A 21,904-nucleotide genomic window follows, 5' to 3' on the forward strand; every position below is an offset into this window, starting at 1 on the left:
GGCCGGCTTCACTCCGGATGTGGTGACATTCCACCCATCGAATACGAAACCTTGTACCATCAAACACACAAAGGCCACACCCTCGTGGCCGCCTAACAACAACCTCCACCAACCCCAGGCCGCTTCATGATGCCCGCCTTTCTCTCGCGCCGCATTCGCGGCATGGTCAGTACAACCAGCTCCCAAGTTGGGGTCGGTTGCGCAATCTCCACCGCGGACATGTCCTAGCAAGAGCCAGTCCTCTCCGCGAATGTCTCAGACGAGCACTTCATCATCGACTGCGCGAGGGCACATAAAGTGCCAGAAAACAGACTAACATCATCGAAATCGTCGCGAAAGGCTCTCGAATCTCATCCGGCGCACATTGGCATAGCCTTTCGGCTATCAGCCAATTATCTCCTCCATCATAGATTTTGAGCCAATGTTGGACCACCTGTCTCTTGCCCTAAGACCGGTGGTGTGTTACCGTCAGTGAAGTAAACATACCGGCGGTCTATAAGGAGGCGATTTGGTGTCCCATCTGGGTCCAAACCTAAGTCGCAAGCTCGCGATCATTTCGGTCGCTTACCTCGAAGCTAACCATGGCCACGCCGTGGAAGACCAACCATGACCGACCCCGTACTCGCTCGCACCTGAATCAAAAGCGGCCGTGTGAACGTCGGGGCCCTGGTTCGTAGCCGCGTGCTTGGTGGGACGTTCGTTGCTTTAGGCATATTGGGAATCGCGGCGTTCGGCTACTTGCTCGTCACCGCAGGCAGTGCATACGACGGTATTCCCGAACGGATCGCCGTATATACCGTCATGGCAGCTGAAATCATCGCAGCTACTGCATTGATCTCAGGAACAGGAGAAACACGTAATGGAAAAGAAGATCATACTAGTCACCGGCGCAACCAACGGGCTAGGCCGTGAAGAGGCCAAGGCGTTCCTGACGCAGGGCCACACCGTAATTATCCACGGCCGCAACCGGGACAAGGCTCTGAGAGTCCAGCGAGAGCTGAGTGCTGAAACCGGCAATTCCGACGTGGACGTGCTCGTTGCCGATCTGGAATCCCTCGCCTCGGTCAAACGCATGGCAGAGGAGTTTCAGGCAAAGTATGACCGTCTCGATGTCCTAGTCAACAACGCCGGAAACCAATACGGCAGCACTTGGGCCGGTACGGCCGAGGGCCACGAAAAGACCATGACGGTTAACCTATTCGCACCTGTGCTGCTCTCCTTTCTTCTCATTGACAGCCTGAAAAAGAGCCGCCACGGCCGCATCGTCACTGTCTCTTCAGCCTCCCATGCTCAGGGCGGTCAACCATATCTGGATGACATCGAGCTGAAGGATCACTACTCTTACACCCGCGCCTACGGGCTATCCAAGCTCTACGTGATCTGGGCTATGCGCGCCTTGCGCAAGAACCTCCGCGAACAGGGCGTCGATACGATCGACGTGAACATGACGCATCCAGGGATGGCCAAGAGCAGTTTGGGGGAGGCCAACCAGCGACCGTGGTATTTGCGGCCAATCTTCGCTTTAGCCTTCCTGTTCGCTAGCTCAACAGAGAAGGGTGCCCAGCCGACAATCTACGCCGCGACCTCGCCCGAGATCGAGGGTGTGTCAGACCGATACTACGGGCCGAAGGGTGAGGAGAAGGTTAGCGAACGCTACTACACACCCGAGAATGAGAAGGCAGTCTGGGATTACTGCCTAAAGGTTCTGGACCCATACCTGAACTAACGCGTGTTGCGGAGGTGGGCGTCCGTCGTCGTCGTTCCCAATTCGCCCCGTGCCTGAACTGAGAGACGGGGCATCGGGCGAAGCATGGCTAGCGGAACATGTCATTAGCCGAGCTAGATACTAGCGCTGTTGATATCCTCAAAACATGTCCGAGCACTCTCCGGGTCGCGCCAAATCGGTATCTGTGTACCAACTCGATTCTGCTGACCCTGAAAGCGAGTTGGTGGACCGTAGATCCATTCCTGAAGCTGACGTGCAGCAGATTGATCTCCTGATGGCTGCGATGGGAAGGCTGCGTGAGACTGAAGATCAGGTTGCCGAGGCCGCAACAGAGTACATGAAACTCAACAGAACGGACATGCGGGCACTTCGTTTTCTGATCGTCTGTGAGAACAGCGGAAAGCTCGCTACGCCGGGTGAGATCGCTGCTGAGCTGGGAATCACCACGGCATCAACAACAAAGCTGCTTGACAGGCTTGAGCGTGGCAAGCATATAGTGCGAGAACCTCACCCGAAGGATCGCCGTGCTCTAGTTATTCGTGTCACGGCTCAAACTCGAAGGTCTGCGATGAATACCATAGGCAGGCACCATGCCAAGCGCTTTAAGGTTGCTGCGGACCGGACGCCCGAAGAGCGTGAGGTGATTATCGCCTTCCTAGAAGACACGTCGCGTGCGCTCTCTCTCGAAGGGATAGATTGGTGAGAGAGCTGACCTCTTAGGACGGATCTTTGGTTGGAAAATCCTGTCCATCCTTGTCGCGAGGATGTGAGAGCCGTGATGGCCACCAGATCGCCGGCCCGATGTCATAGCACAGAGCGGGCACCAAGAGTGAGCGAACGACGAAAGTGTCGAGCAGCACGCCAAATGACACGATGAACGCTAGCTGCGCCAAGAACAGGATGGGAATAACAGCAAGCGCGGCGAATGTTGCTGCAAGGACGAGTCCCGCAGAGGTGATTACGCCGCCCGTTATCGTTAGACCACGTAGGACGCCCGAACGGGTGCCATGCTCCAGAGTCTCTTCACGCACGCGAGTCATCAGGAAGATGTTGTAGTCAATGCCGAGGGCCACGAGGAATACAAAGGCGTAGAGCGGGACGGCAGGGTCGGCGCCGGGGAAATCAAGGACATGGTTGAACACTAGGGCGGAGACCCCTAGCGCTGTGCCGAAGGACAGCACCGTGCTCGCGATCAGTAAGAGTGGCGTCAAGAGCGACCTCAGTAGTGCCGCGAGAATTAGTAGTATCACGATCAGTATCAACGGGATAATCAGATTGCGATCGTGGATTGAGGCGTCATTGGTATCGATCGCCGTTGCGGTCACTCCTCCAACGAGCGCGTCGGGGGTCAAATCCGTTAACTCCGTGCGAAGGCCGCGAACTGTATGTTGCGCGGCGCTCGAATCTGCGGCGTCTGAAAGGGTAGCTTGAAGCATCACCTGGCCGTCAACGACGGTTGGATCCGGGGCAGCAGAACCTGGGCTACCGACTGCCTGAATGCCGTCAGAAGTGACTGGGGCCGTGCCGCTGGGAGAATCGGCAGTCACAACGCTGACACTGCTGACCCCGGCGTGCCCGAGCGTCAGATCGGACGCAGCCTGTAACTGGTCCTCTTGGACCAATACGAGCGCGGGGCTCCCGGAACCGCCAGGGAAATGCTTACCCAGCAGGTCTTGTCCGTCTCGGGCCTGTGAGTCCCCGATAACCAAATCAGACTGGGAAACGCCCGTGGCGTTAAACCCTGTTGCGGCAACGACGCCGATGATGAGGGCCGCCGCTGTTGCGGTCCAGATTGGCCGGGCCTTTACCTTGATCTGGCGGCCAAGCTTTGCCCAGAGTCCGGTTGTGTGGACGCCGTGCTCAGCATCGACAACTTCGGGCTCATACCGGGGCCGGCGGGGCCAGAATGCGGAGCGGCCGAGAATAAGTAATAACGAGGGTAAGAGCGTGAGCGCGGCGAGCATCGCAAAGACGATTCCAATGGCGGCTACGGGTCCCAGCGTGCTGTTGGACTTGAGATCGCTGAAAAGGAGGCAAAGAAGGCCTGCAATAACGGTGCCGCCGGAAGCAAGGATTGGTTCGAAGGAACCGCGCAGTGCTTTGTTTGTAGCTGTCCACTTGTCCTGCTCGCTCCGAAGCGCCTCGCGATATCGAGATACATACAATAGCGAGTAGTCGGTGGCCGCCCCGATTACAAGGATGAACAGGATCCCCTGCGTCTGACCACTGAGCAGCAGCACACCAGAATGGGCTAGCCACCACACACTCAGTAGTGCCACACAGAGCGCGAACATGCTGGTTGCCAAGACCACTAGTGGGAGCAGTGCGGACCGGTAGACCGCGAGGAGGATGACGAACACCGCAATGAGCGCCACGCCAAGCAGTAACCCGTCTACGCCGGCGAACGCCTGAAGAAGGTCCGCCGTAAAGCCGGCCGGGCCCGTGATGTGGACCTGCACTCCCTTTGGTGCGCCCTCCCTGAGCGTTTGGCTCAATTGGTCAAGGACGTTGCTGACCTCCGCATCAGAATCGATCGGAACGAAGGCTTGTGCAGCCAGCCCATCATCAGAGGGGATCGCTGGTGAGATCTGCTCAGCGACGCCTTCCACAGCTGTCAGATCGGCTGTCTGAGCAGAGATTGTCTCAAGTTGCTCCTCGCTCAGCGCGGCATCCGCTGTGAACACCACAATTGCGGGGATCGCGTCCGAATCACTGAACTCTCCCACGAGTTCCTGAACCTTCGTGGCATCAGCGGTGGCGGGTAGATAGTTTGCCTGATCATTCGAGGAAACTTCGTCAACGCGGCCGAAGTAGGGGCCTCCGATCGCCGCACCAATTAGCCATGCAAGAATCAGGAAAGAGGGCCACAGAGTTCGGACCCAGCGGGACCGCCCACGCGTGATACCGGAGGATTCGGTCCGCCCGCGAGCCATCGTCATTTCGCGCTTTCGCTTGTATTTGAAGCAATACTCATGGCGATACCTCTCTACAAATGAATTAGCTAGCTTAGCTAGCTGATAGCGTAGCACCCTATAAGCTAAGTTGATATAGCTGGCGGACTCTTAGGGCTGAGCTAACCAATTGGCTCACGGCGCGCGTGCGGGGTGGAGAGATCAAGCCGTTGTTCGTTACGCATCCATGGGTCGAGGGCCGGTATGTGGATCGCCGCTTGGACTTCGTGCTTCTCGGGCGGAGGCAACATCGTCAATGATAACGGCGATCTGGCGTGTGCTTGTGATAAGCGATCCGTAGATTGTCCAATCCTCTCGAGGGAGTTGGTCATCGACCATTTCCTGCGACAGCGAGGTGATGCGGGAAGCGATCGGCTCCACCTGAGCGTCAGGGTCCGCAATAGCTCTTCCCACATCACGCATGATCGCACTCCAGTGCGCGCTAAATCGTGAGTCCCAGTCAAAGTCGAATTGGGAGACATCATCGAGAGTTCGGGCCAGGTGCCGCAGGTGGGAGATGGTTTCATCTACGCGTGCCAGCACATCTATATAGCTAGTTTGATTGGCCTTCGAATCCACGCTGTTCCTATGCCGCCGGAGTGCCGGTATTCGAGTGCGGGGATTAAGCCTTCGGCTCTCATGAGCGATATTGACGGCCTGCCAGGCCGTTGCAAGCTCGTCTTTCATAGATTCGATCTCGCGGAACCAAGCGTCTGCACGGTCCTTCTCCCACGATGAGGTGAACTCGTCAGCCATGCCTGTCAGGGTGTCTCCGATGCGCCGATTGATACTATCGACGTACTGGTGAGCTTGCAGGTCACGCAGCGGCGGCACGAAGATTACGTTTACCGTTACCCCGATAGCTACCCCTAGCCCCACCTCGACGATACGGTCAAGTAATAAAGGCTGTTGTGCACCGAATCCGCTGCTCAACACGAAGATCGCAGTGGTAGCAACCGCAACTCCTTCGTCGCGTATCCAAGGGATCAGCGAGATGACGAGACCGACGAATAGGGCTAGCGCGAAGGTCCAGAGGCTGACACCAAGGTAGTTGCCGATGAGAAATGAGACGAGAACACCAAGGGCGGAGCTGAAAATGGTCTGCGTGCCACGTGATACTGAGCGGTACACGGTGGTGTGTAACGTTAAGAGAGCGGTCCACGGAGCTAGAAATGGCAACTCGGAGTCCAGCAGCGTGATTGAGGTCCACCAAGCAAGGGTCGCTGCCAGTACACTCTTGAGAATTTGTATTGAACCGGTGGTTAATTCAGGGCGTCTCGCAAGTTCTCGTAAGTGGTGCATGAATATATCGTAGTGTTCCGGAATTAGAGATTGCCTAGTCGCGTGCAGCCAGGTTTCTTCGTGGGTGAATCTGAATGTTTGGTAAGTGGGTTTGTTTGCGATATATTCTTTAACTGATTAGTCAGATTAAGAATGGAACGAGATGGCTCGAAAGGTAGACCCCGCACACACCTCGCAGATGCGTGCACGAATAGCTTCCGAAGCAGGGAGGCTGTTTGCGGCTCATGGGTATGAGCGCACGAGCGTGTCTGAGATTGCGGGCGCGCTCGGTACCAGTAGCGGAAGCATCTTCTACTACTTCAAAGACAAGGCGGCACTGTTCCGAGCGGTGTTCGAGAAAGACATTCCGGCAGCCGAGAATCTGATCGCTAAGTATGTGGATTCAAGCGATCCTTTAGAAGCGGTTCTCGATTTGGTTGAGGCTCTGGGGAAGGATGCCTCCGATCCTTCGGCTTCGGGCATGCTCGTGGAACTTCTGCGTCACGTTGGTGAGGATCCTGAACTGCTCGAAATAGTTGACCATACTGCTTCCGTCTTGCGGAGTGGAATTGCCTCACTCATTTCCCGAGGTATTGCCGATGGATCCATTGACGCGAGCCTCGATGCGGAAGAAACGGCGAGCTGGCTGCAAGCCATTGTCGATGCCGCCTACCTCAACGCTCGCCCGGGCTACTCGCCCCGGCTCGAACTCCGGCGTACCGTACTGGGCTACCTTTCGCCAAAATCACACCACTAGGAGGGTCGTCATGATTGAGCAATCTACAACAGTTGCGGTTCCGCGATCGTGGCTGTCAGCGATGTGCCTCTCCGGTGCTGTGATCGGTTTTTTGGCGGCGCACATCGTCAAGCCCGTCGTAAACTGGATTGTTGAAATCCTTGGGAGTGCTCCTTCCTGGCTCAATGCTGCGGCCAACTTACCTTCGGCATGGGCTGTTCCCGTCTTCTCGCTGATTGGGCTAGCGGTGGGCGGATGGTTTGCTTATGAGTGGCAGAAGGAAAATGGGAGTGTAGTTATCAGCCGGCAGAACGTGACTGTGTTCCGTGAAAGTGGCAACCAACGCGTCGCACGCGAGCGGATCGCCAGCGTTTACACCGATGGAAAAGATCTCGTCATAGCTGATCGTCGCACCAACGAACTCCTGCGGATCAGCTCAGATAATGCGCTCGAGGACCAAATGCGCCGCGCTTTCGAACTGCAGGGCTACCCTTGGAAGGGCACTAAAGACCCCAACGAATCGTCATTCGAGACGTGGATCGACGGCGACGATGCGCTCGATAGTCAGATGCACGCAGTGTTACGACAACGCCGGGACGCACTAGAAGACAAACACTTCGGCGCCGCAAAGGATTTCCGGGAAGAGCTCCTCTCACATGGGGTTATCGTGAGAGACCGCAACGGCACACAGCAGGTACGTGTCATACCGCGCGAGTACGAAGTGCGGTGATTGAAATGTCGAGTATGTCGGAACTCTCCGATCCGAGGTAAATGGCTTTGGTGCGTTACAGGGTACAAACGTCTTGTTCGGTCCTCTTGTGCTCGAGGATCTTCGGTTGGCCATCGCCCGGTGCCAGCGAAAAAGACGACCATCTGCGTGAACAGCTCTCGCTCATCGGCCGTTCTCCTGTTAGCGTGAGTGAAACATCGGACGGCCCGCCCGCCGGACTCCAAGAAGGAAACCCTATGTCAGAGAACGATGTCACAGCCATCCCACACCTCGATCTCGAGCGCTACTTGGGGGACTGGTTCGAGGTTGGCCGGCTCCCTTTGAAGTTCGAGGACAGAGGTGCTCGCGATATCACGGCAAGCTACTCGATTGACGACGACGGCTCGGTGCGGGTGGACAACCGCTGCATCAACGAAGAAGGTAGCCCCACGCAGGCGATAGGCCGGGCTGTGCCCGATGGCGATTCCACCTCCCGGCTGAAGGTCAGCTTCCTGCCCGAGGGCTTGCGTTGGATCCCGTTCACCACCGCGGATTACTGGGTCTTAAGGATCGACGGCGAGTACCGCTACGCCCTCGTCGGGACCCCGGATCACAAATACTTGTGGCTGCTGGCGCGCGATCCCGGGGTTTCTCAGGAGGTCGAGGAGGAATATCTCGCGGAGGCTAGGCGACAGGGCTTCAACCTGGGCGAATGGATCCGCCCCGTCCAGTCCGGCACCAAGGTGAGCGACGAAGCCCTAGCTGACTAAGAGCCACCTACTTCACGCATCTGATCCTGATCGTGGCTGGCTTCGCGCTGCTTATCATCGATATGAAAGCGCGCACAAACAAGATCAGCATCACGGCATGTTGGGGCTGTGCATGTGCACCAAAGTCACATGGCAATCGTGCGCGTTTTCCTGTGGGATGCACTGATTCTCCTCCTAGATGAGTCCACTTCCTAGGTGGGTCTCATGTCGGAGAGCCCCATCTGGAATGCGCTCGCGAAAGTTTGGCATGGCGCACGGCGATCACCGCGAAAAAGGCAAGGATTTTAGTTCTGGCTTCACCTGCCTACCGCTAGGATGGCTTCGTGGAGAACCAAGACGCGATATCTCGGAAACAATCGCCAATCGACAAAGAATCAGGCGCCGCCAGCCAGACGATAGGGCAGGCGGAGTCCCCGGATGGCAAGTTCACGCAGAACCAGAAGCGTGCACTGTCCGTGATGGTAGTAATTGCGCTTGCGTTCGGTGGCTACTTCTTGAGGGACTACCTGCAGCTCATCGCGATCGCGGGCGTGCTTGCCTACCTCTTCCGGCCGCTGTATCTGCGCTTCAAGAACCGGATGAAGGCTGGGCTGGCGTCTGCATTGACGCTGCTGTGCGCGCTACTCATCGTGATCGTTCCGTTGGCGGGAATCCTCGCGATGGCGGTAACGCAGATCAAGCAGATGATCGATAACGTCAGCGAGTGGGCATCCGAAACGGACATAAACGAGCTTGGCGATCGTCTCATGAACATGGCCAACGATTTTCTTGACAAGGTACCGTTCGTTGATTTCGAACTGACGACAGAGAAACTACAATCCGGATTCTCGAGCGTTGCCTCTGGCTTGGGAGACTTCGCTCTTAACTTTGCCAGAGATTCCGTGGGTGGTATCGCAGCGGCAGTAACGATGGCGATCATCTTCCTCTATGTGTTCCTCTCGTTCTTGGGCAGGGGCGATAAGGTTGTCGGCGTTTTCAAGGATCTCAGCCCGCTTGACCCAGAGGTCACAGATATTTACCTATCCAAGATCGGTGCGATGGCTAAGGCAACTGTTGGTGGGCAGTTCGTTATTGCCCTTGCTCAAGGCGCAGCGGGAGCGCTCTCCATCTACATTGCGGGAATCCATGCAGGATTCTTCATGTTCCTGATTTTCCTCACTGTGCTCTCGATTATTCCGCTGGGTAGCGGCATAGTAACAATTCCTCTTGGAATTATTATGGCGCTGACCGGAAACGTACCTGGCGGCATTCTAGTGGTGGCCTTCCATCTTCTTATCACCACGAATATTGATAACGTCCTCCGGCCAATTCTCGTCCCCCGCAGTGCCTATCTGTCGCCCGCACTCATGCTGGTGGCAGTGTTCGCCGGACTCGGGATGTTCGGCTTCCTTGGTATCGTCTTTGGTCCGGTCATCATGATCGTTATAGTGACAACGATCGATCTTTACCGAGTGGTCATCAAAGGCGCCGATTGGGACGATATCCAGAATGACGACGATTCGGATTCAGACGAGCCCAAGACGAAGAATCCATGGCGGCGTTTCAAGAACTGGCTCTCAAAGAAGCGCGGGGCTAAGAAAAAGTGAAGAACCGTCAAGCCGATGCCGTACTGCGCACGTCCGGCCTATCCCCAAGTATCGAGGGTATCCGCGAGAGTTAGTTCAAGAAGCTGGCGCAGAGCGTTGCGGTCAGTTTTGGCTAGCCGCGTGATGTACAGACAGACTTTGCTCGCCTTGTAGCTTCCTAGCTGCTCGCACAGCTCCGGCCAACGCTGGGTGAAGTTCTCGCTGAGGTAGAGCGTGTGTTTGGCTGGACCGGGAGCGTACGCCAGAACGGGAGCGCGGCCCGAGTGTCCGGACGCGTACTTGTACTTATATTCGCCGAATCCAATGATGCGCCCCGCCCACACCACGGGTGTGAATCCGCTGATATCTTCGAGCAAAGCGACCAGTTCATTGGCCTCGGCGCGGCGCGGCCCAATGGCGCGATCAAGCACCGTCTCTACGGGGAGGTCCGATGGCACCATAGCTGGGGATTTGGCTGGCATGCCCTGATGTTACCTATGGGTTGCGGTTGCTGCTACACGGTGATGGTTTGGCCTGTGCCTACACCCTCCACTGCGAGCGTGTAGGCACGGCCAATTTCCTCGTCTGACACGGGGCGGTGCCCGGCGAAAGTTGCATGGAACTGTGGGGAGTTCTCGAGTACGTCGGGAGAGACAGCGTTAATGCGGATCCCGCGTGGCGATTCGGCGGCAGCTGTGATCACGAAAGACTCGATCGCGCCGTTGGCAAGTGCGGCAGCAGCGGCTGTTGCAATCGGAGCCCGCGCGATCACGCCGCTCGTTAGAGTAATCGATCCGCCATCGTTCAGATATTTCAAGGCCTGAGAAGCGACGTCTACTTGACTCAGTGTCTTGGACGTGAGCGCTGTCAGATAATCATCGCGCGTGAGCTCGGTGAAGGGCTTAAACGGGACAGCTCCGGCGGTGACCACAACCGCGTCAGCATTTTTGCCAACCTGCTCGAAAAACGCCGCAATAGAATCCGGATCTGATATATCCACCGCCGGATAGCCCGATCGGGATGCACTAATCACGTCGTGGCCGCGTGCTTGCAAGGTGGTAGCGACAACGTGACCGATGTTGCCGGTTGCCCCGATAACAATTACCTTCATGATCTATTCCTTTCAGTGTTCGTTTATCACCCTAGCAATCCACTGCGAATGAGCAGAGCGTGGTACAGAATCTCCTAAGGAGATTATTGGCCCTTATCTCTCATGAGCGACGGTCAGTAACACTCCCAAACGCAGAGACCATCAGGATGGCCAAGCAGCCCACCGTTACCGTGACCGCGATGGATCTGAGTAATCTAGGTGGGGTATCGGCGCGTTCTGCGGAAGAAAGCGCTCCAACTGTGCTGGTTACCAGTAATTTGGGGATCAAATCCCTGAGAGGAGACCGAAAAGGCCGTGATCGCGTACCTCGCCACCGGAGGAACCATTGCCTCCATTCCTGCAGCCGAAGGTTCGGGCGCCGTTCCCACATTGACGGGCGCCGATCTACTCGCATCTGTGCCAGGCATCGGTGATGTTGGCGCCGTTGAGGTTCATCAGATGATGCAGAGGCCATCGGCGTCGTTCACTCTCGCGGACGTCCGAACAGTCCAAAGAACCGCACAGGAGGTAGTCGATGCAGGTGCTTCTGGCGTGGTTGTCTCTCAAGGAACGGACACGATTGAGGAGGTGGCCTACCTCCTCGATCTGCTGTGGGATCGGCCAGAGCCAATTGTGGTCACGGGCGCGATGCGTCACCCCGGGCTACCCGGGGCCGACGGTCCGGCGAATCTATCCGCCTCGTTCCAAGTAGCTTCCAGCTTGAGCGCTCGCGATCTGGGCGTCCTCGTAGTTCTCAACGATGAAATCCACGCGGCCCGTTTCGTCCATAAGAGCAATATCGCCGCCCCGGACACTTTCGGTTCGCCCGGATTCGGTCCGCTGGGTTACGTGGTTGAGAGTACGCCTCGCCTCCGGCTCCTTGTCAGCCGGAACCCGGCGCTTTCGCTGGGTCCGGATATTCCTCCCGTTGCGTTGTGGAGAATGGTTTTGGGCGACGACGGCCGTGCCCTCTCCAAGCTCCAAACCCTAGGGTATGAGGGAGCCGTCATTGAAGGTGCTGGCGGCGGGCACGTGAGCGCGGTTACTGTGCCGTTCCTGCGCGATCTGGTCACGGAAATGCCGGTTGTGCTGGCTTCGCGCACTGGATCGGGGGAGATGCTCCGCAGCACCTATCAGTATTCCGGCTCCGAGATGGAGCTGCTTGATGCTGGCCTGATTTCCGCGGGTTCTTTGGATGGCTTGAAGGCACGGCTGTTGCTCACGGTGCTGATTTCGGCGGGGGCCAGCCGCGAAGAAATTGAGCGCGAGTTCGCTCTGCGGTAGCTGTGAGACAGTGCGATTCTGGATGCTGCGCAGGAATTTTGCTGATTGAATAGTGCACTACCCATCCCGGCTGTGAGGTCGTAGCGTGTTAATAGGTGATTACACGAACCATCGGAGGATGTCATGAATCGAGCAATTGAGTATCAAGGTTTTGGCACGCCAAGTGTCCTAGACATCGTTGAGGCCCAGGCAGTAGAGCCCGGCGAGGGCGAAGTAAGAGTTTCGGTTGAGGCGGCGGGGCTTAACCCTGTGGATTGGAAGATCTTCAGTGGATCGTTTGGGGGAGATGAATCCAAACTTCCCAAAGGTGTAGCAAAGGATTTCGCAGGCGTGATCGATGCTGTTGGCCGCGGTGTTGCCGAGTTTGCCGTGGGCGATGAAGTGCTTGGCTCCATCAAGAAGGCAGTCCAGACCGATCAGCCCAATGGGGCGCTCGCCAATCATCTGGTGGCATCCGTCCGAGATGTTGCTAAGAAACCTGAGGGGTTGAGCTTTGTTGACGCGGCCTCGCTAGGTATCCCTGCCCTGACCGCGTGCGGCAGCCTGCGTGCGCTGGAATTCACGGCGGACGACGTGATCGTGATCAGCGCGGCGTCTGGGGGAGTGGGGTCCATCGTGGTTCAGCTCGCTGCGTCTGTGGGGGCTACTGTGATTGGCATTGCCAGTGAATCCAGTGCTGAGTATCTGCGCTCGCTTGGAGCGGTGCCGGTGGCCTACGGACCAGATCTTGCTTCGCGCGTTCGGGCTGCCGCACAGCGTCCAGTGACGAAGCTTCTGGACTGCTTCGGGGAAGAGTATATTGATTTGGCTCTCGAACTTGGTTTGAGCTCGGGCACGTATGGCACGCTCGTTGGCACGGAGGGGGCCGTCCAGAAGGGTGCAAGCTTAACGGGCTCTCGCGATGCCCAGCTCGGAGACTTGGGCCGGGTTGCGAAGCTGGTGGCCGACGGGACCCTGAAAGTTACGGTTGCTGACGTGTACCCGTTCACCACGGACTCGGTGCGAGAGGCCTATGCAGAGCTCCAAAATGGGCACGTCCGCGGAAAGCTCGTGGTGGACATAGCCTAGCTCGCTTACCCTCCAGAGTAAGATCGGCTCATGGCCGAAGTTATCTCTGGTGCGACTGCAAAGGAAAAGTCTGCGCTGAAGCTTTCAGCTGCAATTACGGTGGGGTACGTGGTTGCCCGCATCGAGTCCTCGGCACCTTTGGTTGTCTGACCCGCCCGTCTAGGGAGCCGTCGGCAGGCCCAACGCCTCGAGCAGCCCCTCCACCTCGTCACGTGCCGAGCCTTCGGAGATTGGGTGGGTCTTGACCAAGCCGTAGGATGCGCGGAGGGCTACAAACAAGGTCTCAAGCGTAATGTCGGCTGGCGCCGCTCCGGAGGCCTGTGCCTCGGCGAGGACTGGGCGGAGGAATACCCGAATTTCCTCTGAGAGGTCTTCAATCCGCGGATCCAGAGCGGACTCTGCAACGGTTTCGATGAACGCCACGTGGCTGACGGTCAGGTCCACCATCTGCTTCCATGCCGCATGAAAACGATCCTCGGGGTGGACGTGCATATTTGAAGCCCGGATGATCGTCGCAACGTTTTCTTCAAAGACGGCCACCGCTAGATCAACGCGCGAGCGGAAGTGTCGATACAACACGCCCTGACTCACTTCGGCCTCCTGAGCGATGGCGCTGAAGGGGACGTCTAGGCCGCGTTCGGCAAAGAGTTGGCGTGCGGACTGCAGAATCGCATCCCGGTTGGCGGCGGCCGCGGCAGGCCCCCGATTCTGTGCCGTAACTTTCGGATGCGTAGCTTTCATGTGACTGAGTATACTGAACCGGACAAGGCTGTCCGGTTAGTTGCCGCAGTAACCTCAAGGAGATTTAGGATGCCAGCAACACAGAATGATAGGTACGACGTAGTCGTAGTAGGAAGTGGCGCCGCCGCGTTCTCTACCGTGCTTGGAGCGGTGGATGAAGGACTCAGCGTCATCATGGTGGAAAGCACCGAGCAATGGGGCGGAAACACCTCGATGTCCGGCGGTGGGCTGTGGCTGCCAAACAACCCGCTGATGAAACGTGAGGGCGCGGCCGATTCACGTGAGGAAGCCCTTCAGTACATGCTTAAGACAATCGGGGAGCCCGGTCCGGCCTCCTCGCAAGAGCGCATCGAGGCATATATCGACAGTATCGAGGATTTCGTTATCACCGCCGAGCGCCACGGCATGGAGTTCATGCGAGACCCGGACTATCCGGACTACTACCCCGAGCTTCCGGGCGGAAAGATCGGCCGCGCCATCGAAGGAATGAACTTCGATGTAAAGAAGCTCGGCGAATGGAAGGACACCCAGCGTGGCGTTGTTCCGATCCCGGTACGCACCAATGACGTGTGGCTCTTGGGCCGCGCTTGGTCCACTCCAGCCGGATTCATCCGGGGAGCGCAGTTCGTATTCCGGACGATCGGCGGCCTCGTACGCGGCAAGACCCTCGTGGGGCTTGGTGGCGCACTTGCTGCCCACTTCGCCAACGCCACGCTGGTTAAGAAGAATGTGCCGCTCCTTCTTAACACACCCGCTATTGGCCTAGAGACCGAGGGTGACCGCGTGGTGGGCGTGCGCGTCAAGGAGAATGGCAGGGAGCGCGTTATCTACGCGAACAAGGGCGTCATGTTGGGTGCTGGCGGATTCGAATCGAATCAAGAATGGCGTAAGAAGTATCAGAACGTCACCGGCTACACCTCGGGTAACCCCGGGAACCTCGGCCGCCCAATCGAGTTCGCACAAGAGCTTGGTGCCGCCGTCGATTACATGGACGATGCGTGGTGGGGCGGTTCGCTGGCTCCGTTCGACGATGGCCCGGCCGGCGGGTTCCTTGTGGGGGAGCGCGCGCTGCCGTACATGATGATCGTAGACGGGCAGGGCAAGCGCTTTGCGAACGAGGCCGAATCCTACATTGATCTCGGCCACCACATGAACGATCACGATCGTGGTGGAGACTTCTGGATGATCACGTCCGGCCCCTACAACAAGCGCTACTTCCGCACCTTCTCCATCCAGCCCGGGCTGATGAAGGGGATGGAGGAAAAGGGCCTCAAGCATTCTGCAAAGAGCATCGATGAGCTAGCCGGCAAGATTGGCGTTCCGGCAGCGAACCTACGGGAGACGGCCGATCGCATCAGCGGTTTCGCCCGCACTGGAATTGATCAGGACTTCCATAAGGGAGATTCTGCCTACGATCGCTACTATGGCGACCCAACCGTTCGCCCGAATCCATGCCTTGGCCCGATGGATAAAGGCCCGTACAACGCCTACAAGATCGTTGCCGGAGATCTCGGAACTAAGGGCGGTTTAGTCACGGATGTGGATTCCCGTGTGCTCCGCGAGGACGGCACTGTAATCGAGGGCCTTTATGCCGCAGGCAACACTACCGCCACGGTTATGGGCCACACGTACCCGGGGCCCGGCTCCACGATTGGGCCGGCTTCCGTGTTCGGGCTGCGCGGCGCGCGCCATATGGCAAAGTCATAGAGACGTTGGTGGGTTGTTTTTGACGACGACGAAGTAGACTTCCGCGACCCCGTATAAAACTGATATCATATTAATATCAGTTTTATACGGGGCAGTTCGTTCTGCTGGATTGCCCCACACTCAAGGGGGAAGCATGAGCGAACAATCATTTACCACTCCTGACAGTGAACCCGCCGCGGAGCCGGTGGGTCACAGTGGAGTGCGCACAACGATCTCAGAACAGAAGGCAAAGTCCGGGAGTTCCCCGGCAGCATTTTTGGTAGTTCTGCTGGCCCTCGTTCTGCTGATTGGCGGAACACTTCTCGTTATATTCGGCGCCATCGCGCTCGACGGTGGGGGAAGCCCCATCCAATTGGTGGTGGGAATTGTTCTACTACTTGTGTCTCTGGTTCCCATGGCATCGGTGATTGTTGTGTCCCCGGGTATGACGTCTGTGCGTCAGTTCTTTGGCCGGTACATCGGGACGGTGCGCCGCACCGGACTCGTGTTGGTTCCGCCATTCACGAATGGAAAGAAGGTTTCCGTTAAGGTTCATAACTTTGAGACGAACGAACTCAAGGTGAACGATGCAGACGGAAACCCCATCAACATCTCGGCCATTGTGGTATGGCAGGTATCGGATACTGCCCGCGCGGTCTTTTCAATCGAAGACTATGAGGAGTTCATCAAAACCCAGTCGGAGGCGGCGCTTCGTCACGTTGCCACGATCCATCCCTATGATGAACCAGCTGCGGGGGAGACGTCGCTGCGCGGAGGTACGGACAAGGTTTCGGGCGAGCTTGCCCACGAGGTGGCCGAACGCGTTGCCCTCGCTGGTCTCGAAATTATCGAGGTTCGCATCTCTTCGCTGGCGTATGCCCCAGAGATTGCTCAAGCCATGCTGCAGCGCCAGCAGGCCGGAGCTATTATTGCGGCGCGCGAGCAGATAGTTGAGGGTGCCGTCTCGATGGTGGAGCAGGCGCTTGACCGCCTCGAGAGCGAAGATGTTGTGGTACTTGACGATGAGCGCCGTGCACAAATGGTCTCAAACCTCTTGGTTGTGCTGACCTCGGATCACGCGGCAACCCCGGTGATCAACGCAAGCTCTCTGTACGCCTAGTTACGCCGTTCCATGACAGAGAAATCGGGAGAATCTGGGGCCGCCAAGCGCGAACGCAAGCAGGTGCTGCTCCGGCTAGATCCGGCCGTACACGCAGCGATGGCCAAATGGGCAGCGGACAATCTGCGATCGGTCAATGCTCAGATCGAAGTGGTGCTGCGCGACGCATTGAAGGATGCGGGGCGGGACCCGAAGGCCCCGCCCCTGAGAGGGCAGGGCCGGCCACGCAAGAAGGACGATTAATCGCCCATACACGTGCCTACATGCCGCGCGGCCGATAGCCACGGGTGATCCAGTGGGACCGTTTTCAGGTTTCCCGCAACGTCGTCGAGTGGGACTGGCACGGCGGCCTGACTTTGGGAGGCGACGGTGACGCCGTAGTGGCCATCGGCCACCAGATCGGCACCGGCGCCACCAAGAATGGTTCCGAGCAGGCGATCCTCGGCGTCGGGTGTGCCGCCGCGCTGGACGTAGCCCAGAACGGTCACGCGCGATTCTAGGCCGGTGGCTGCTTCTAGCGCTTCGGCTAGCTTGAAGGCGTTGCCGCGGTGAGAGGCAATCACAGAGTTGCGGTGGGATTTCGCGGCATTCTTAGCCTCGGGGCTGCCCGCGCCCTTGACCAGTGCTTCAGCTGCGGCCAGATCCGCCGAATCCTGATGATCGCGCGCTCCTTCGGCAACGGCCACAACGGAGAAGCTGTGTCCCGAGGCGGCACGCTTTCGCACGGAATCTGCGATGGCGTCAACGGAGTAGGGGATTTCGGGCAGCAGGATGATGTCCGCTCCGCCCGCGATCCCGGCGCCCAGCGCGAGCCAGCCTGCCTTGTGTCCCATGATCTCCACAACGATCACGCGGTGGTGGCTGTGGGCGGTGGAATGAAGGCGATCAATGGCCTCCGTGGCAATGCCGAGCGCGGTAGAGAATCCGAAGCTCGTCTCTGTATGTGCGATGTCATTATCAATGGTCTTCGGCAGGTGAATAACGTTGAGCCCGGCCTGAGCTAGGCGATTCGCGTTCTTCGCCGTGCCGCCTCCGCCGATGCACACCAAGCCATCTAGCCCGTCCTTCTCGCAGTTTTCGATGATCGTAGGAATCATGTCCTTCGTTTCATCGCCCACGCGCATCTTGTGCACCTTGTCTCGGGAGGTTCCCAAGATGGTGCCGCCCACGGTGAGGATCCCTGACATAGATGACGAATCCAGCTCCACATAGCGATTCTCAGCCAGTCCGCGGATTCCGTCCTGGAAGCCAACCAGCTCCATTCCGTGGTGGCCAATAGCCGCCTTCCCGAAACCGCGAATCGCGGCGTTGAGCCCGGGGCTGTCTCCGCCAGCCGTGAGAATACCTACGCGTTTTGCCTTCTTGGCCATATGTTCCTCCTCGGTTACAGTGACCCAGATTACCGTAAGGTGGGGTTGCCCCATACACCTCTGGGCGCGTATGCGCAGGAATTTGCATCGATTTGGCTATCGCCGAAAATCCTTGAGCGATGATGTGGGATCCCGTATGTTGTTTCGCTGTACATGCGAGCTATGCGCTGTCGGGGCAGGCAGCGGAAGGAAGCTGTGAGTTCTGAGCAACGTGAATCAACCGAATTTGATGGGTTCACCCTAGAAGGTGCATCCGCGCGGAAGACCAAGCCAAAACGCCACAGGCGCCGCTTTAGCCGCAAATCGCACGATCACCCGGCTCCTGATTCCGCCGTTCGCCGCGCTACGGCGGCCTCCGCGCTAGGAAACGCGACGGAGTGGTATGACTACGGTATCTACGCGGTTGCTACAAGCTACATCGCCTCGCACTTCTTCGCGGGCTTTTCGAATGCAACGCTGCTGACTCTGGCCACATTCGCGATCTCGTTCCTTGTTCGCCCCATTGGCGGCCTTGTATGGGGCCCGCTGGGGGACCGGCTGGGGCGCAAGACCGTGCTAGCCACCACCATTCTTATGATGTCCGGCGCAACATTCCTCATCGGCGTGCTCCCCACTGTGGATCAGGTGGGGATCCTCGCCCCGATCCTGCTCATCACCCTGCGCCTTGTTCAGGGATTCTCCACAGGCGGCGAATATGGCGGGGCGGCCACCTATATGGCCGAATACGCTCCCGATCACCGTCGCGGCTTCTTCGGCTCCTTCTTGGAGTTCGGAACCATTGCCGGGTTCGCACTGGGCACCGGACTGATGCTGCTTATGGAGGTTGCGCTCACGCCGGACCAGATGAGCGCGTTTGGATGGCGTATCCCCTTCCTGCTCGCCGCGCCGATCGGCCTCGTGGGCTTCTACCTTCGCTCACGGCTTGATGACACTCCGGTATTTACGGAGCTGGACGGAGCTTCGGCTGCGTCAACAACAGATGGCGATGGCGATCCAGAAGCCGATTCTCCCGAAACAGACTCAGCACCGGGAATCATCGGTCTGATCCGCGATCACTGGCGCACCATGCTGATGATGTCAGGGCTGGTTATCGCCGTAAACGTTGTCAATTACACCCTGCTCACCTACATGCCCACCTATCTGAACCACCAGATCGGGCTGAGTTCAACCATGGGGCTCACGGTTGTGCTGATCGGGCAGCTAGCAATGATGGCATTGATGCCGATTGTGGGACGGGTTTCGGATCATACGGGCCGCAAGCCGGTCTGGTACTTCTCGCTCGCCGCGCTAACACTCATGGCGATTCCGATGTTTAAGTTGATCGGATTCAACTTCGGGTTCGCGATCGTTGGTTTCGCAGCGCTGGCGTTGCTCTACATCCCGCAGCTATCCACAATCACCGCGACGTTCCCCTCGCTTTTCCCAACGCAGGCCCGCTACTCCGGTTTTGCTATCACCTACAATGTGGCAACCTCGATCTTTGGCGGAACGGCGGCGATGGTGAATGAGTGGGCCATCGGAGTTACTGGGGACATAGCGTTCCCCGCCTACTACATGATGGCGGCCTGCCTGATCGGGCTCGCTTGTGTGTGGTACATGCCGGAAACTGCTGGGGCATCGCTACGTGGCACCGCCGTGCCTGGTACTTTGGGCAGCGCCGTCGCGGACGGCTCGCCCGCCGAGAGGGCTCTTGAAGAGTGCCGTCAGCCCGAGCAACGCGGCATGGAAGAGCACGAGATGCTTGAAGCGACACAACAAGCCATCGAGGAGGCGGAGGCATTCGCCGAAGCCGTTGCTGCGATTCATGAAGAAGCGGCTCAGGACGAAGCGGCTCAGGACGAAGCAGGGGAGCAGCCGGCACCAACCGTGAGTTAAGCTACGCTTCAGTAACTTACTCGAAAGTAAGTTATGCTAGCTGTATGACCCAGACACGAACTGTTGTGACTCATACACGTGCTAACGTCGCGCTCATCTCAGTGTTTGCCGCGCTCATCGCCGTGAGTGCGCTGATCCCGGGGTTCATGATCGGCCCGGTTCCGTTCGTTATGACGATCGTTATCGTGCTGCTGGCACCGATGATCCTCGGCACCCGGGACGGACTGCTTGCCAACCTCCTGTACGTTGTTGCTGGTGCGGCGGGCCTCCCGATCTTTTCCGGGGGCGCGAGCGGATTCGGCGTTCTGGCCGGGCCCACGGGAGGCTACCTCGTTGGTTACGTTGTGGCGCCGCTGGTGGCCGGGCCCATCGCCACGTTCGTTTTGCGGCGCTGGCCCGTTGGCCTCGGCGGCCTCCTCGGCCTAGCGGTCGCGGGCCTCGGTGGCCTAGCAGGAATCCACGCCGTGGGAGTTGCCGGCCTCATGATCAACGCCGGCATGGGCCTGAACGCGGCCCTTGTCACCACCGCCGGTTTCGTGGGATTCGACCTCATCAAGGTGGCCGTGGCGGCCGTGCTTGCCCTAGCGATCGTCCGCGCCTTCCCCCGCTTGCTGGCGGCGCGATGATCCAGCTGGAAGGCGTCAAGGTTGAGGTCCCGGACTTCGCCTCGCAGGTACGTGGGGCTTCAAAAGAGCTCCTCGCGGACATCAACCTAGCCTTCACCGAGCAACGGATCGCCCTGATAGGCTCCAACGGCTCGGGCAAATCCACTCTCCTGAAGCTCCTCAACGGGCTCATTCTCCCCAGCGCTGGCCAGGTCACCGTACTGGGCCTCGATACGCGCCCCCACGGCAAGGACGTGCGCCGCCGGGTTGGATACGTCTTCACGGATCCTTCGGCCCAGTTGGTGATGTCCACGCCTTTGGACGATATCCAGTTGTCCCTGCGCACCTTGATTTCGGATAAGGATTTACGACGACGTCGAGCCCTTGCCCTCCTAGCCGAACGCGGGCTATCCGAACTGGCGGATCAGTCCATCTACGATCTATCGGGGGGAGAGCGTCAGCTCGTTTCACTGACCACCGTGCTGGCCGTGGAACCCGAGATCATCGTGGCGGACGAGCCAACAACGCTACTAGACCTTCGCAACCGTCTTACCCTGCGCCGGGCGTTCGCACAGCTGCCCCAGCAGCTCATAGTTTCCACGCACGATCTGGAGCTCGCGGCGGAGATGGACAGGGTGATCTGGCTTGAAGGCGGGCGGGTTGTGGCTGACGGAGCCCCCGCTGCAGTGATCCCGCAGTACGAGGAAGCAATGGCGCTCGTATGAAACTCTTGGGACAGTACCGAGCGGGTAACAGCCTCATGCACCGGGCACCCGTGTGGGCCAAGTACCTGCTCATGGCGCTCATCGGGATCGTCCCATTTTTCATTGGCAGCATATGGGTGAGCGCCCTTGCACTAACGCTCGCGATTGCCCTGCTTCTCTTTGGAGCGCACATACCGGCGCGAGTAGCCCTTTCCTTGCCGTGGATGCTCATCGTCATGATGGCCGCCCTCATCGTGTATCACGGCTTCGTCTCCACTCCGATGCGCGGCGTGCTCTACGCCGTCAACGTCACCACAATCATGTATTTGGCTCGCATCGTCACGTGGACAACCACGAGCAACGCCCTCATGGATAGCATTGCCAGGGCCGCCCGCCCACTTCGGGTTTGCGGTGCAAACCCGGAGGCGATCGCTCTGGCGTTCGCACTCATGTGGCGCTCGATCCCATACATCTTCGATTTGTTCGGATCGGTGCGGGATTCGGCCCGAGCTAGGGGCTTGAGAGGGCTCTCTCCGCGATTCCTTATCCCCGCCGTGGTCCAGGCTGTTGGCTTCGGGCTTGCCACCTCGGATGCGCTGCGCGCTCGGGGCCTCGAATAGGGC

At 58.4% G+C, this 21,904-nt stretch carries 21 protein-coding genes; 15 read left to right on the top strand and 6 right to left on the bottom strand.

The window, feature by feature from the left end:
* Positions 1 to 859 precede the first annotated feature (859 nt).
* Positions 860 to 1,726: an SDR family NAD(P)-dependent oxidoreductase gene (locus DD236_RS09265; protein ID WP_109094122.1), complete on the top strand. Its 867-nt coding sequence runs from the start codon at positions 860 to 862 to the stop codon at positions 1,724 to 1,726.
* A 145-nt stretch (positions 1,727 to 1,871) separates the two neighbouring features.
* Positions 1,872 to 2,429 carry a MarR family winged helix-turn-helix transcriptional regulator gene (locus DD236_RS09270; protein ID WP_109094123.1) on the top strand — a complete coding sequence of 186 codons (558 nt, stop codon included), beginning with the start codon at positions 1,872 to 1,874 and terminating at the stop codon, positions 2,427 to 2,429.
* A 13-nt stretch (positions 2,430 to 2,442) separates the two neighbouring features.
* Here the strand turns inward: DD236_RS09270 and DD236_RS09275 are convergent, their stop codons facing one another.
* Together DD236_RS09275 and DD236_RS09280 are read right to left on the bottom strand one after the other, a co-directional pair.
* The gene (locus DD236_RS09275) at positions 2,443 to 4,665 is read right to left on the bottom strand and encodes an MMPL family transporter (protein WP_109094124.1); all 2,223 of its coding nucleotides are present in this window, start codon (positions 4,663 to 4,665) and stop codon (positions 2,443 to 2,445) included.
* Between the two features lie 189 nt (positions 4,666 to 4,854).
* Positions 4,855 to 5,979: an FUSC family protein gene (locus DD236_RS09280; protein WP_109094125.1), complete on the bottom strand. Its 1,125-nt coding sequence runs from the start codon at positions 5,977 to 5,979 to the stop codon at positions 4,855 to 4,857.
* 142 nt (positions 5,980 to 6,121) lie between these two features.
* Here DD236_RS09280 and DD236_RS09285 point away from each other — a divergent pair, with 142 nt between their 5' ends.
* From DD236_RS09285 to DD236_RS09300, 4 genes are all read left to right on the top strand, one after another.
* Positions 6,122 to 6,715, top strand: a complete 594-nt coding sequence (locus tag DD236_RS09285; RefSeq protein ID WP_109094126.1) for a TetR/AcrR family transcriptional regulator — start codon at positions 6,122 to 6,124, stop codon at positions 6,713 to 6,715.
* Positions 6,716 to 6,725: 10 nt separating this feature from the next.
* Complete coding sequence (locus DD236_RS09290; RefSeq protein WP_109094127.1) at positions 6,726 to 7,424, top strand: YqeB family protein; 699 nt, start codon at positions 6,726 to 6,728, stop codon at positions 7,422 to 7,424.
* Between the two features lie 236 nt (positions 7,425 to 7,660).
* Positions 7,661 to 8,173: a lipocalin family protein gene (locus DD236_RS09295; protein ID WP_109094128.1), complete on the top strand. Its 513-nt coding sequence runs from the start codon at positions 7,661 to 7,663 to the stop codon at positions 8,171 to 8,173.
* A gap of 323 nt (positions 8,174 to 8,496) precedes the next feature.
* Positions 8,497 to 9,759: an AI-2E family transporter gene (locus DD236_RS09300; RefSeq protein ID WP_207785783.1), complete on the top strand. Its 1,263-nt coding sequence runs from the start codon at positions 8,497 to 8,499 to the stop codon at positions 9,757 to 9,759.
* 38 nt (positions 9,760 to 9,797) lie between these two features.
* Here the strand turns inward: DD236_RS09300 and DD236_RS09305 are convergent, their stop codons facing one another.
* The gene (locus DD236_RS09305; protein WP_109094129.1) at positions 9,798 to 10,220 is read right to left on the bottom strand and encodes a DUF1801 domain-containing protein; all 423 of its coding nucleotides are present in this window, start codon (positions 10,218 to 10,220) and stop codon (positions 9,798 to 9,800) included.
* A gap of 32 nt (positions 10,221 to 10,252) precedes the next feature.
* Positions 10,253 to 10,849 carry a short chain dehydrogenase gene (locus DD236_RS09310; protein ID WP_109094130.1) on the bottom strand — a complete coding sequence of 199 codons (597 nt, stop codon included), beginning with the start codon at positions 10,847 to 10,849 and terminating at the stop codon, positions 10,253 to 10,255.
* Between the two features lie 294 nt (positions 10,850 to 11,143).
* On the opposite strand from DD236_RS09310, the gene DD236_RS09315 reads away from it, so the two are divergent.
* Positions 11,144 to 12,112 (top strand): asparaginase, encoded by a 969-nt coding sequence (locus DD236_RS09315; protein ID WP_109094131.1) that lies wholly within the window; start codon positions 11,144 to 11,146, stop codon positions 12,110 to 12,112.
* Positions 12,113 to 12,235: 123 nt separating this feature from the next.
* Positions 12,236 to 13,180 carry an NADP-dependent oxidoreductase gene (locus tag DD236_RS09320; RefSeq protein WP_109094132.1) on the top strand — a complete coding sequence of 315 codons (945 nt, stop codon included), beginning with the start codon at positions 12,236 to 12,238 and terminating at the stop codon, positions 13,178 to 13,180.
* Between the two features lie 159 nt (positions 13,181 to 13,339).
* On the opposite strand, the gene DD236_RS09325 is transcribed toward DD236_RS09320, so the two are convergent.
* A complete protein-coding gene (locus tag DD236_RS09325; RefSeq protein WP_109094133.1) occupies positions 13,340 to 13,921 on the bottom strand; it encodes a TetR/AcrR family transcriptional regulator in 582 nt (193 codons plus the stop codon).
* Between the two features lie 69 nt (positions 13,922 to 13,990).
* On the opposite strand from DD236_RS09325, the gene DD236_RS09330 reads away from it, so the two are divergent.
* The 3 genes from DD236_RS09330 (at position 13,991) to DD236_RS09340 (ending at position 16,970) form a co-directional block, all read left to right on the top strand.
* Entirely contained in the window at positions 13,991 to 15,628 is a 1,638-nt protein-coding gene (locus DD236_RS09330) for an FAD-binding protein (protein ID WP_109094134.1), read from the top strand.
* Between the two features lie 133 nt (positions 15,629 to 15,761).
* Positions 15,762 to 16,727 (top strand): SPFH domain-containing protein, encoded by a 966-nt coding sequence (locus DD236_RS09335; protein ID WP_109094135.1) that lies wholly within the window; start codon positions 15,762 to 15,764, stop codon positions 16,725 to 16,727.
* 12 nt (positions 16,728 to 16,739) lie between these two features.
* On the top strand, positions 16,740 to 16,970 hold the full coding sequence (locus DD236_RS09340; RefSeq protein ID WP_109094136.1) for a type II toxin-antitoxin system antitoxin: 231 nt from the start codon (positions 16,740 to 16,742) through the stop codon (positions 16,968 to 16,970).
* On the opposite strand, the gene DD236_RS09345 is transcribed toward DD236_RS09340, so the two are convergent.
* Positions 16,967 to 18,097 (bottom strand): 6-phosphofructokinase, encoded by a 1,131-nt coding sequence (locus DD236_RS09345; RefSeq protein ID WP_109094137.1) that lies wholly within the window; start codon positions 18,095 to 18,097, stop codon positions 16,967 to 16,969. The genes DD236_RS09340 and DD236_RS09345 overlap by 4 nt on opposite strands.
* 195 nt (positions 18,098 to 18,292) lie before the next feature.
* Between DD236_RS09345 and DD236_RS09350 the strand changes: the two genes are divergently transcribed.
* The 4 genes from DD236_RS09350 to DD236_RS09365 are packed head-to-tail and all read left to right on the top strand — an operon-like array spanning position 18,293 to position 21,901.
* The gene (locus DD236_RS09350; RefSeq protein ID WP_207785784.1) at positions 18,293 to 19,972 is read left to right on the top strand and encodes an MFS transporter; all 1,680 of its coding nucleotides are present in this window, start codon (positions 18,293 to 18,295) and stop codon (positions 19,970 to 19,972) included.
* A gap of 44 nt (positions 19,973 to 20,016) precedes the next feature.
* Entirely contained in the window at positions 20,017 to 20,598 is a 582-nt protein-coding gene (locus DD236_RS09355) for a biotin transporter BioY (RefSeq protein WP_109094139.1), read from the top strand.
* Positions 20,595 to 21,302, top strand: coding sequence for an energy-coupling factor ABC transporter ATP-binding protein (locus DD236_RS09360; protein ID WP_109094140.1), 708 nt, complete (start codon positions 20,595 to 20,597; stop codon positions 21,300 to 21,302). The genes DD236_RS09355 and DD236_RS09360 overlap by 4 nt, the downstream gene beginning before the upstream one ends.
* The gene (locus DD236_RS09365) at positions 21,299 to 21,901 is read left to right on the top strand and encodes a CbiQ family ECF transporter T component (RefSeq protein WP_109094141.1); all 603 of its coding nucleotides are present in this window, start codon (positions 21,299 to 21,301) and stop codon (positions 21,899 to 21,901) included. Before DD236_RS09360 ends, DD236_RS09365 begins: the two co-directional genes overlap by 4 nt.
* Positions 21,902 to 21,904: the final 3 nt, after the last annotated feature.

The sequence above is a fragment of the Ancrocorticia populi genome, from assembly GCF_003123745.1.
Classification (GTDB): domain Bacteria; phylum Actinomycetota; class Actinomycetes; order Actinomycetales; family Actinomycetaceae; genus Ancrocorticia; species Ancrocorticia populi.